The organism is Pseudobutyrivibrio sp. C4 (assembly GCF_900111635.1).
Classification (GTDB): domain Bacteria; phylum Bacillota; class Clostridia; order Lachnospirales; family Lachnospiraceae; genus Pseudobutyrivibrio; species Pseudobutyrivibrio ruminis.
Map to the genome: position 1 here is coordinate 577,144 of NZ_FOHF01000001.1, position 12,687 is coordinate 589,830.

Here is a 12,687-nt window from a genome sequence, read left to right on the forward strand (position 1 = left end):
TTATTAATACTGCTATCATATAGCTAATAAGATTCATGTGGAATTTAAATTACTGTTATGCATCAAGGAATCAATTAATAAATTAAATATACTATTATTCATATATAGTTTGAATAAGATTATCATGACTGTCATACACCAATTTAATCGAGAAGAACTCACACTTCCTCTCTTGGTCTTGGTTCATAAGAATCTTCAGGAAAGCCTTATCCCCCTCCCAAAGATTTAGGTCCATCACTTTATCAATATCAACCCAAGTCAGCTCACCTTCGCTACAAGATTCTGCCAAATTCCCAGAGAAATCATCGCTGGTGAAAAGTATAGCATGCTCAGTCTCATCTCCCATAACGAAAGTGATATAGCCTCGCATTTTTACAGAATTTAGTGTCAATCCAGTCTCTTCCATTACCTCTCGCTTAATGCAATCAGTAGGAGACTCTCCCTCTTCAACATGTCCACCAACACCAATATATTTTCCAGCATTGATATCATGCTCCTTCTTGGTGCGATGAAGCATCAAATATTTATTATCTTTTATTAAATAGCATAAAGTTGTAAGTGTCATATTTTTCCTATTCTATATACTCCAGTAACTTTTTGCAGCGCTCCATTGTGACACTGGCATAAGTATCATTATATGCAACAGACGCAAAGCTACCACCATCATATTCGTCCGCTGACTCTTGTGCTTTAGCATCTCTGTCCTTTAACCATTGCCTCTGTTCTTCAAGAATCTTGTTAAATTCAGCCTCATCTGTGTTGTACTTTATTACTCTCCAAATATTATTGAGGCAATCATCACTAATTCTTACCTGTGAAGAAGTTATTTCAACCATATCAGCAGTAGTTAACGCTTCAGAGAGCATATCGCCATAATAATCATAGCTGTTTTCTGTTGTATTATAGAAACCTTCAGCTTCTTTCTTTGCAGATATTCTCTCACTGCTAACAATACCTTGATTTTCTGCTACATTTACTAATGCCAAATTGTCTAATGTATCCTGCTGCTCTTGATAGTCTATGAATAACCATCTCTGTACTTGTTCATCAATTTCCGAAACAGGTTTACCTGGCATATAAATATCAACCTCATCTGCACCACTAAGGGCATATGGCGAAAGTGGAACATATTTCACTCCATCAGCAATATACTCCTTATCATCATTAAGAATTGTAATATCCTTCATCTGCATTTTATAAGTATATTCATCCACCTTTTGAATGTTCTCAAAATGTCCTTCGTAGTCACAATAATATCGAATGCCGTCTGGATAGTCTTCACCAGTATCACCCATATCAGAATCGTGATAACTGCCATGAAAATATCCATCTTTTTCAATATCAAAATCATCTTCCCAACCACCAGCTCCGCTGGAAAACGAATAGCTATACTTCGCTAAATCTGCAAATGTGATTGTAGAATCATCAATATCTTCGCTAGTTTCTGAAACGTTGCCATTATCACCACTTGAATCCTTCGAGCTCTCTACCTGAATCTCGTTATTTCCATTTAGCTCTGTAGCTGTATCATCTGATTCTTTTCTATTTAATATGAAGAAAATGCAACCTCCAGCTAGTAATAATAAAACAAAGTCAATTATCAAAATAGTCCTAATTCTTTTTTTCTTTCTTTTCTTATGTTGTGTATTCATCTAGCATTCTCCCTTTCTGTTTACAACATTACTAAAGACATTGTATTACAAACAATTTATTATTTCATCCAAGAACCACCGAACAATTACTTAATTTAGATTACATGCAATATGAACTACAACAAAAATAACTTAATTTTATGCTCAATCAAATTCACATCCAAATTTATTCCATAGGCTTCTGTAGATATTATTAGATTTTCTCCGGTAATAATTCCAGATTTCTCATATCTTGCAAGCTTTTCTAGATTTTTATCTGAATATGTATTATCGGATGTTAAGCCAAAATGTTCCCAAAAATAAGTCTTCCTTTCTCGTAAGTTCAATAAAACAAAATCTGGATAGCACTTAATCCCATTTTGTAGGATTATCTCAGGCTCATATTGATAAATAACACCATATTGGTAAAACAAATCAGCAAGAATCTTTTCTGATTTAGACCTCACCTCCTCACCATTGTTTGTCGTATAAGATGATGACTTGTCATATTTATTTTGTGCTCCACAATACTTCTCATACCACTCTTTAATATAATCAGCATCTGATTTGATAATAGGATATATCAATTGTTTTCTTCCAACAGATAACTTTTCATACAAATTACTAACACTAGTACAATTATATTTTAATATAAATCTTTTTATGGCCATCTCCTGCCCATGAAGATTTGTTAGCATTTTCTCATAATAATCTTTCTGCGCTAAACGTTTTGCTATATCCTTATCCGCTGCAGGAATATACTCTAAATCATCATCTGCATCCCTATAATAATATTGGTAAATTCCATTGCTTTTCTTCAATACAAGAGTTTTATCTAGAAGATCACTATAATTTGATAGTTCATTCAATACAAATTTTTTCTGTTCTGTAATTTGTGTTAGTTCCTCTTTTAATACTTCTATATTCATACTTTTAATTCCTTTCTTTTATCAAAATTACTATTTTTCCACAAAATAGTAAGCATTCACTCATGTCCTACTATCTAAATCTAGTTTTTCTCATTAGATAGTAAGAAATCTGTCATAGCTTACTATCTATAACTCTTTTTTCTTACTAGATAGTAAGAATCCACCAGTTCATTACTATCTAAATATTGTTTTCACCATCAGATAGTAAGAAACTTGTCATGGCTTACTATCTATAGCTCCTTTTTCTTACTAGATAGTAAGAATTCACCAGTTCATTACTATCTAAATATTGTTTTCGCCATCAGATAGTAAGAACCAGCTCATCCCCTACTATCCAAGCGCAAAAATCAACTATAGGTTTTTGTTTTTCATCAGAAAAACAAGAACCGGACATAGACCAATATTTTCTGAAAGAAAATATTGCTTGGCGAAGCCAAGTTCTTGTGGGCTTTTTCCTTAAGTAGCCCACAAGAAGTCATAGATAGTAGTTCATCCAGAATAGGCATAACTACTGTATAAACACATCAACTCCCCCTACCCTCGCTCTCACGCGGCCTGAGTCCATGGTGTAATAAATGCTTCCCGCCGCGGCCTCAATGCGTTCGACGGCTTCGGCAGCTGGATGGCCGTAGCGATTTACCTTGGCGCAACTGATAACAGCAACATCAGGTGACAGAAGGGACAAAAAATCTGAATCAGAGCTGAATCGGCTGCCATGGTGGCTAACTTTAAGTAAATCAACATGTCCCACATTTCCCGACTGGGCAATAGCTATCTCTTGCTCAGCACCTAAATCTCCTCCAAAGAATCCTGAGTAATCAACAGTTCCGTCACCATCCTTGTCATACTCCATCAACAGTGCCAATGACAGTGCATTAATGTCATCGCTGACCAATCCATCAAAGGGATAGATGCAAGTAAATGAGAGATGTCTACTGCCACACTTATCTCCCTGATTCATGTATAGAACATTGGTGCCATTAGCTCTACATAATTCCAGTAACCGGCTCAAAGTATCGTCGCTAGGTATCTCTGCTGAAAGCACAATATTATCGATTCTATACCCAGACTCAAGTAGTTCTAATACACCGGATACGTGATCCATGTCCATATGAGACAGAAACCAATAATCAATATGGCTGGCTCCTTTATATTTAAGAAAAGGAAGCAACGTATATTTTCCAACAGCATCGGAGCTGGTGCTTCCTCCATCTATGAAAAATCTCACACCATCCTGAGAGGAAATATATATGCCATCCCCCTGTCCTACATCTAAAATATCTACCTCAAATGATTGTTTAGAAGGGATGAACCACGTGCAAATCACTACTATGAAAAGCCCCATTGTAACAAGCATTTTCCTTCGTATATACGATATTCTGGTTCTTGGATTAATTAGCTCAGCATCGATATGGCTATTAAACAATTCAGAAAGACGCCATGCCACAAATATTAATCCATAATAAATGACAATTCTTATAATTCCACGGTGCCCAACAATTGCATTAGCATTTGGTAGCTTCGAAAACATTGACGCTATCATCTCAAAAATGTAAATAACAAAATGACATGGCATCAGAATAAGCTTTCCCAGTGGTAAATAGATTAGTCCAAGAAATCCACCAAGCAAACCTAGCCCAAGCAGCACCGGCATAAGTGGCAAGATTAATAAATTAAGCATTGAAGAATAAACCGGAGTTTCATGATACATTTGAGTGACAATGGGAAGCATGACCCCGTATATACCAATAGAAAAAATAAAGCTAGATACGAAATATTCAACAATAACTCTATGGATTGGCTTTTTAATTGCTGTTCCAAAGCCCTCATCTGATTTCATAAGCTTCTTTCTTTCGTTACAATACTTTCCATATATCCCACTTAAAGGCAGCGCTACATACCAAATACCAAGAATTGCTCCAAAGGAAAAAATAAAGCTTCCATTTCTGATAAGCAATGGATTTCCCAGAAGTAGAAAATCTGCCACAACTGCCAGCGCTGTCAAAGAATCATATGCCTCTCCTAAAATGTCCGCCAAAAGAAATATCAGAAACATGCAAATCGCTCTCACTGAAGATATACTTCCTCCTGTAAATAATCCGTAAAAAACAGCCACTATTCCAGCAAGGATTCCAGCACAAATAAAGCTTTTTCCTCGTCGTCTCAGAAGTTTATAGAATGACATGCACACCACTGATACATGAAGCCCCGAAACAGCAAGCACGTGAGCCACTCCTACCGTTTGAAAAAGCTCTCTTAGGTCTCCTAATAAATCACCTTTATTACCAATAGCAATGCTTGATAAAAATCCAGCTTCTTCACCTGGTAGCGCCCAGTGATAAACTGCATCCAGTGCTTTGCTAAGCTTATATAAAATATCTTTTCCTGATAATAAGCCACAGCTGTATCCTAAAACTTCAGGATTAGACAGCTCAAAATACAGCCCCATTGATAGATAATAATTGTTCATATCAAAAGCGCCATCATTTCTGGCAGTCATAAAATGACTAACCTTACCTTTAATATTTAGTTTGCAATAATTTGGGATTTCATCTGAATTAAATTTGAAAATAAAAGATGTATTTGAAAGCCTACCTATTTCAGAGTCCACGGTAGCATTTCTTACATAATAGAGTACACTGTCGTTTTTGATTTCCTTATGATAAACCATGCCAACAGCCTGCACCTGGATGCCATCCGGCATACAATCAGCTGCATTAGCTTTTGTATAGACCCCCAGATAATCCCAGGGGCCATGTACACTAAAAGCAATCGTTATTATTATCAACAAGGAAATCTTACAAAGTCTTCGACCTCGTAACATATGTCCTCCTTGTTAAGAATTATTCTTCTGTTTCTGTATAGTCGAAATCGCTATCATCTTCTAGATATAACTCTTCGTCCTCTTCCTCTTGATCAGCAAGCTCATTGATAATATCTTCATTGCGAGAAATTGATGAAGATAAATCTACATCAACATTTGAGATGTGAGGGGTATCTCCATTAACAAGAATCTGCACTTGCTTGATATTATCCAGTTCTGTCAAAGAGTTTACAATTGAGTACACAGTAACATTTTCAGTGACACCTGTTACTGTAGACTCAATAGCAGCGTCAAAGTTTACTATACACACTCCATTTTCTGAAACAGAAATTGAGTTTAATTTTGTTCCTGGTGGAATTGCTGAAAGAAGCTCATCGGAATCAGGCCCCTTCAGTAATTGTTCTATGACAAGTCGCTCAATTGTAACATTACGACTGTAGTACACTTCTCTCGTTTCTGCCACTGTAGACATACCATCTGCACTAGCAAAATATAATGTAAGATTTGTAGAAAGAAGCGAGTCTGTCTCCTGACCAAAATCCTCGATGAAAGTATCTGCAGTCATTGCACCAATGCTATCGCCATTTGAATCAGCAAGTGGCGCATCATTTACGTAGATAGAAACAGATTCTACACCATCGATTTGCACTAACGTTTTTACGATAGCTGCTCTAACAAGTATCTCTGTATAAGTATCTAACGAATCATAGCCGCCAACTAAATACAGACTAAGGTTTCCATCATTAATCTCCCAGCTTTTAGCTTCAACCTCTGATGGGATTGTATTGATGTAGTCTATGTCATCTGGCGATTCAGCCAACTCGTTGATAGCCTCTTCCACCATTTCTGCAGTGTCATCGGACTGGAATGTATAAGCAGTTGGAACGATTCCAGCTTTGTCAGATTTCAAGTAATAGATCTGATAGTCCGACTCTTCATTCTTTGAACCACATGAAACCATAGAGAGTGCTAATGTAATTGTAAGAATTAAGCTAATTAGTCTTTTCATTAGTGCACCTCCTTTTCAATGTAGTTAAGAGGAATTCGCACATCAAATGTAGATCCTTCATTAAGCTTTGAACGAACCTTAATTTCACCATTGTGCATAGCGATAGCGCTCTTAGTAATTGCCAAACCAAGACCTGTTCCACCAATTTCTCTAGAATGAGATTTGTCTGCACGATAAAATCTTTCAAAAATATGTTCCACTGAATCCTCAGGGATTCCAAGACCATTGTCTTCTACCTTGATATAGAAGAATTGATGATCTGAGTTCAAAGAAATATGAACCCATCCACCTTCGTTATTATATTTAATAGCGTTTTCAACAAGATTTGTAACTACCAGTGTAAACTTAACTTCATCAACTTCAGCAACAACTGGTCTGAAGGATTCATATACAACCTCAATATCAGACTTCTCTGCAATAGGCTTAAGTCTCTTTAAGATATGCTCAATAAGCTCGTTGATATTTACAGCTGTAACATTAAGCTGCGCACCACTCTTATCCATTCTAACAAGACTGAGAAGATCATTGATAATCTTGGTTTCTCTGTCGATTTCATCACCAATATCAAGCATGAATTCCTTGTACATTTCTATAGGTACATCTTCTGATCCATTTAAAGAATCCGCCAAAACCTTCATAGATGTAAGTGGTGTCTTAAGCTCATGGGATACGTTTGAAACAAACTCCTGACGAGACTCATCTATGGAATGTAGTTTACCAATTACTTCGTTGAACTTAGAAGAAATATCCTGTAGCTCTGTGAATGAATCTTCCTCCGGCATCTCACTTGTATATTCACGAACAATAGCATCCAACGACTTAGACATTCGCTTTATTGGCTTTGTAAAATGAATATGAGAAAATACCGCTACTATAAGTGTCAATGAAACAATAATGATCTCGCCTATCAACATGTAAGAAAGGAAAGTATCTTCATTTGTAAGGATGTAATCCATTGATTTGTTAATAACCAAAACACCTACAGTCTCCCCCTCTGAGCTGGTGAGAGGAACTGTAACTATAAGATAATTGGTCAACTTATCATAGTAATACAATGACTGTCCCTGCATTGAATAAATGATATTTTCCCAAATAACAGTCTTTCCCACATCTGCAGAAAAAGAATCTCTCACTATCTTTAAGGTAGAGTTCACCACAAGAATTCGACCATTGTAACTCTCCGCTACAGCCTTAAGCTGAGTGTCAAGAAGTGAATTCTCATCACCTGTAAGATAACCACTTGTTACTATTTGATTATTGTAGGAAATGGCCTGTGCCATAAGATTTGTGGCATCAGTTCTGATTGAAACTGATTCATATGCACGCATAGAAATAGGCACGCAAACCACAAATGGAATGATGCCTACGCAAATGATAATAAATGCTATTTTAAAACCTATACTGCGAAAATAACCGTGACTAAATAACTTTTTCATTAACAACCCACTTTACATATAATAATAGCCAACGCCCCATTTTGTGCGAACGTATTTTGGCTCCTTTGGATTTGGCTCTATCTTTTCTCTAAGACGTCTAACATGAACATCTACTGTTCTTTCATCACCAGGATAGTCCTCTCCCCAGATAGTATGGAGCAAATCCTCTCTTGAAAATACTTTCTTAGGATTTGTGACAAGCAAAAGAAGCATGTCAAATTCCTTTGAAGTAAGATTATATTCAACACCAAGAATTGTAAGACGGCGATTACTCTTATCTAAAACTAAATCGCCATTTTCTACGATATTTTCCTCAGCTTTATGATCTGTAGCAACAGGCTGTCCCAAAGCTGCTCTTCTCATAATGGCTTTGATACGTGCTTTTACTTCAAGGATGTTAAAAGGCTTAGTAATGTAGTCATCTGCACCATATTCGAGGCCAAGAATCTTATCCATATCGTCACCCTTAGCAGTAAGCATAACAATAGGAACATTAGAAAACTCTCTAATGCTTTGGCATACCTCAAATCCATCAAGCTTTGGAAGCATAACATCAAGAAGAATCATATCGTATGAATTGGCTGAAGCTAAATCAAGAGCTTCCTGTCCATCATATGCACAATCCACTTCCATGCCATCCTGCTCAAGTGAAAATCTAATTCCCTTTACGATTAGTTTTTCATCATCAACTACTAAAACTTTTTTAGCCATAACAATCCTCTATACTGTTCTTTATATTTTGATAAGTGAATTAATTTGGTTGAAAATACCATCGCCAATTCCTGAAACATTTTTAATATCCTCTACCGAAGAAAAATCTCCGTTAGCCTCTCTGTAGGATACTATCTGTTTTGCTTTAGCCTCCCCTATTCCAGGCAATGACTGAAGCTCAGCGGCGCTGGCTGTATTAATATTGACAAGTCCGTCGTCCTGCTGTGACGAAGCAATCATCTCTTGCTTTAACGCTTCGGATTCTTCTACCGTATATACGTATAGCTTCTGTCCGTCCTCAAGCACTGATGCCTGATTGATGTCGCTATCATCTGCTGAATCTAACAGACCTCCTGCAGCTTCTATTGCTGCATAGACTCTGGAGCCAACTGGTAATTCATATACATCTGGATTTTCAACAGCACCTGCAACCTGAACAAAAATAGTTTCCGGCAATAATTCCTCAACCATCTCGTCCTCTTTAGGTGTCTCTTCTGTGGAATCCACAAGCTCCGTTGATTGAAAATATGATGCTTGACCGCATCCTGTAAATAAAAAAATGCTACAACAAGCAATAAATAAAAATCTCTTCATGTAATCTCCTATAATTCTCTGTAGGAGACTCCAATATCGTCCTGCTTATTGTAGCTAATTTTTCCATATATTACAATAGTTTTACAAAATATCGAAATATTAAAATATTTTTGACATAATTTGACTATCACCAGTAGCATAGTCGATTGTTATCCCCGGTTGCACATTGTAACAATATACGTTAAACATGACACCGGCTCCCTGGTCTTCCACTGAGTAGGCTTCCATCTGAACACCGGAAGCCACCAAGTTATCGCCTTCGAATACAGGCGTGACTCTATACAAAACATGATTACCTGTCTCTTCTACATATTCAGCCACCTCATTTTCAAAAGGAAGCATCCCCTCCACATTTAGATATCTAGTTCCAGTAATAAGATTCTTCTCATTAGCATTTTCTCCAGTTAGCTGATATCCAATGAGATGGCATCTATTATATAGGTAATTTCCATCTACATATTCATGATAGTTTACAGTATGCCATCCACTAGGCTTTACACTTCCTATTTCGCCTCGCTCTTCTGTAGGCATAAGTTCCTGACAAATATTTGCATATGCCACTCCGCATCTGCCTAAAGAATCCAGTTCACTATATGTTTCAAAAGCATCAGTACGAGTCAAATCTTCCTCTGAAAAATATGGGACATTGTCCTTTACAACTGAATAAGGACTGGCAGTATAATCTTCATCAAGTTGAACTTTATCATTTGTATCATTACCTGCATTGCTAGTTCCATAGTACAAATAATCTGCTATGCATAACACTGATACAATCAAAAACATATATAGTTTTTTCTTTCTCATTCTTGTCGCTCCTTGTTGTCTTGTCTTATATCTAATCATAACATATGATACAATTCCAATATCAGACTTGACATGAAAATCAAAGGATATACAACGTTGAAGGATTTTGAAACATTAAAAGAAAAGTGCATAGATGAAGTTACTCATCTTGGAATCAAATTAGGAAACATTTCTTCTTGGAAAATTAACACTAGAGCCAAAACTCGTTGGGGACTTTGTAAATTGAATCCAGATGGTAGCTACTCCATAGAAATAGCTGCCAGACTTTTAGAAGATGATAGAATTTCTGAAACAGCCTGCAAAGAAACTATAATTCATGAATTACTTCATACCTGCAAAGGATGTATGCGTCATACTGGAAAGTGGAAATATTATGCAGAGGTTGTTAACCAAGTGTACGGTTACAACATAAAGCGCGTTACTCAAGGTATAGAAAAAGGCGTTGAAAACTACGAAAGTAAAGAAATGAATGTAAAATATGTCTTCACTTGCGGCAACTGTGGAGCCACAATCTACCGCAAGCGAGACTCTAAATTCACTAGATATTACAGATACTATGGCTGTGCCAGATGCGGCGCTACAGCCTGGTCTAGAAAAACTGTAGGCTAGTACATTTTCATCTCTTCTCTAAATATAAACAAACAGCATACATATCATCAGGAATCCTATATTCTAATGCACCATTTTTTAGAGAAATTTGCTCCTCCTGATATGAGTAATAATTTACTAAATGATAATCACAATTAAGATTTATCTGTACTTGTACCCCTTTGGCTTGATTGAAACCATGTATTACAATATAAGCTTTACTTTCATCTATACTTTCTCTAAATATCGCCTGCCAGCCTTTTGGATGTCGAAAGCTGCTTATCTTATCTCCATAAAAATAAGTCTTTCCATCTTTGATTATTGGAGAGATTTTCTTATAAAAGGAAATACCTTCATCTATCACCTTCCACTGTGGTTCATCCAATGAACACACGTCACCTGATAGGCACATTCTTCCTAAAAACGTATTTGCGATAGAATATGCTATTCGCTTTAAAGAATCATCCTGCCGTATAACGGCCCAAATTTGGCTTTGTCTTGGCAGAATCACTCTGTGAAGATTTGCCGCAATAATAGGAATTTCCGGGCACTCATGGGCATCTGAAAATGAGGCCATGCTACAAAGCGACATCATCAATGGTTCAAGTTTATGTCCACCAGAAGCACAGTTTTCTAAGATAATTCCAGGTATTTCTTTCTTTACTCTCTGAATGAACTTAATAGATTGCTCTTGATTTTGGCGAAGGCCTTCTCCCAAGGATTCAGCCCCATCACATCCGATTCCAACAGTATCATTGCAATCCATTTTCATGTATTCAAACCCATACTGTTTTAATGTACCAATTACTTTTTCTCTTAAGTATTCCTGCACATATTCCTGACGCAAATCCCAAAACCTTCTCATGGTTGTTGTTAATGGATATCCATCCCGCTTTAGCAAATGTTCTGTATCATTATAGGCTTTTGATTTTTCTCCAACATTGTCTATTTCGAACCATATGCCCGGCTTCATTCCAGCATCTTTAATAACCTGAACAGTCTTATCTAAGCCATCCTTAAAGAGTTCCTTTGATACATCATAATCTCCCATAGACACATCCCATGGAATCCCCTCTTGCTTATACCAACCGCAATCAATTACAAAGTACTCGAAGCCCTTGTCTTTAATTGCATTAACTATCTCACATATATTCTCATGACTTGGATTTCCCCATGTGGTGCAATATTCATTAAACATCACAGGCAAGCTCTGCTCCGACTTTGGTCCTTCATTCACCACACTGTTTAATGACGAAGTAAGACGACGATATACTTCTTCCTCCTCATCCTGACATACAGAAATAATTGCTTCAGGAGTATAAAACTCTTCTTGTGGCCTTATTTTTTTAGACCAATGTCCATACTCACGATCTGCTATACCGCCTGATATTTGAACGTAATCCCCTCTTCTATAAACCTCCATTTGCCATGAAGCATTGTGCATAAGTTGAGCACCCCAAAAGATTTGGTTCTTAGAATCTTCCAACACCATAATAGGGAAGAACTTATTAACTGGAAGTGATCCGATAGACCCGAATCTTTCACATCTGACAGCGTGACCTCCCCATGAAGGCTCCAGTTGAAGATCTTCGAGAGAAAGTGTCTCCTTTCTTCCTTCCATGCTCCAAACACTTCGAATCCTATGAAGCTTTAAAGTATCAGCACCATCCCCATCCATCAATGGAGAAATCTTTCCCAATGAAAAACTTGAGATTGATTCCAAGGATACTTCTTTGTCACTATTATTCTTAAAGCTAGAATATGTTCTAATAACCTTTTCACCTTCTGTATATTTAAGATGATGACATAATAGGTACCCTCTAGAATCTTCCAGGATTGTAGCGATTTCAGTGGTATCTTCAACGAATTTTACAGTCTGGTCCTTGTATTTAAAACCAATCACGGATGGACTTTGACGCATAGTAACACCAGGAGCATACCCGCCATTATATGTATCCCCCATAATCTTAATTTGAACCAGAGAATCAATATATGGTTTTTCTTTTTGGGAGTCCATGTCCTTATATTCAATTCCAGCTGGCAGTAAAACAAGTTCTACATTAGCTGTATCTTCATCAATAAGATATGTTGCATTCATATCCCCCAAAACATAAGTGTTTAAAATACTTTGCATAGTTATTCCCCCAATTTAAACAAGCAT

The 12,687-nt window shown here is 36.8% G+C and carries 10 protein-coding genes and 1 pseudogene; 1 reads left to right on the forward strand and 10 read right to left on the reverse strand.

The window, feature by feature from the left end:
* Window positions 1–94: 94 nt before the first annotated feature.
* The 9 genes and pseudogenes from BMY66_RS02785 to BMY66_RS02825 form a co-directional block, all read right to left on the reverse strand.
* Window positions 95–565, reverse strand: a complete 471-nt coding sequence (locus BMY66_RS02785) for an NUDIX hydrolase (RefSeq protein ID WP_090394051.1) — start codon at window positions 563–565, stop codon at window positions 95–97.
* Between the two features lie 7 nt (window positions 566–572).
* The gene (locus BMY66_RS02790; RefSeq protein ID WP_090394052.1) at window positions 573–1,652 is read right to left on the reverse strand and encodes a lysozyme inhibitor LprI family protein; all 1,080 of its coding nucleotides are present in this window, start codon (window positions 1,650–1,652) and stop codon (window positions 573–575) included.
* Window positions 1,653–1,768: 116 nt separating this feature from the next.
* Window positions 1,769–2,560: a hypothetical protein gene (locus BMY66_RS02795; RefSeq protein ID WP_090394053.1), complete on the reverse strand. Its 792-nt coding sequence runs from the start codon at window positions 2,558–2,560 to the stop codon at window positions 1,769–1,771.
* Between the two features lie 508 nt (window positions 2,561–3,068).
* The gene (locus BMY66_RS02800) at window positions 3,069–5,384 is read right to left on the reverse strand and encodes a DNA internalization-related competence protein ComEC/Rec2 (RefSeq protein ID WP_090394054.1); all 2,316 of its coding nucleotides are present in this window, start codon (window positions 5,382–5,384) and stop codon (window positions 3,069–3,071) included.
* A 19-nt stretch (window positions 5,385–5,403) separates the two neighbouring features.
* A complete protein-coding gene (locus BMY66_RS02805) occupies window positions 5,404–6,393 on the reverse strand; it encodes a GerMN domain-containing protein (protein WP_090394055.1) in 990 nt (329 codons plus the stop codon).
* On the reverse strand, window positions 6,393–7,829 hold the full coding sequence (locus BMY66_RS02810; RefSeq protein WP_044934035.1) for a sensor histidine kinase: 1,437 nt from the start codon (window positions 7,827–7,829) through the stop codon (window positions 6,393–6,395). The genes BMY66_RS02805 and BMY66_RS02810 overlap by 1 nt, the downstream gene beginning before the upstream one ends.
* Before the next feature lie 12 nt (window positions 7,830–7,841).
* Window positions 7,842–8,540 (reverse strand): response regulator transcription factor, encoded by a 699-nt coding sequence (locus BMY66_RS02815; protein WP_033153935.1) that lies wholly within the window; start codon window positions 8,538–8,540, stop codon window positions 7,842–7,844.
* 21 nt (window positions 8,541–8,561) lie between these two features.
* Complete coding sequence (locus BMY66_RS02820) at window positions 8,562–9,134, reverse strand: ComEA family DNA-binding protein (protein ID WP_074790306.1); 573 nt, start codon at window positions 9,132–9,134, stop codon at window positions 8,562–8,564.
* Window positions 9,135–9,254: 120 nt separating this feature from the next.
* Window positions 9,255–9,815, reverse strand: a pseudogene (locus BMY66_RS02825) (DNA/RNA non-specific endonuclease); the annotation flags it as partial.
* A gap of 195 nt (window positions 9,816–10,010) precedes the next feature.
* Between BMY66_RS02825 and BMY66_RS02830 the strand changes: the two are divergent.
* Window positions 10,011–10,547 carry a SprT-like domain-containing protein gene (locus BMY66_RS02830; RefSeq protein WP_090394057.1) on the forward strand — a complete coding sequence of 179 codons (537 nt, stop codon included), beginning with the start codon at window positions 10,011–10,013 and terminating at the stop codon, window positions 10,545–10,547.
* Window positions 10,548–10,554: 7 nt separating this feature from the next.
* On the opposite strand, the gene BMY66_RS02835 is transcribed toward BMY66_RS02830, so the two are convergent.
* A complete protein-coding gene (locus BMY66_RS02835; protein ID WP_090394058.1) occupies window positions 10,555–12,660 on the reverse strand; it encodes a glycoside hydrolase family 36 protein in 2,106 nt (701 codons plus the stop codon).
* Between the last annotated feature and the right edge of the window lie 27 nt (window positions 12,661–12,687).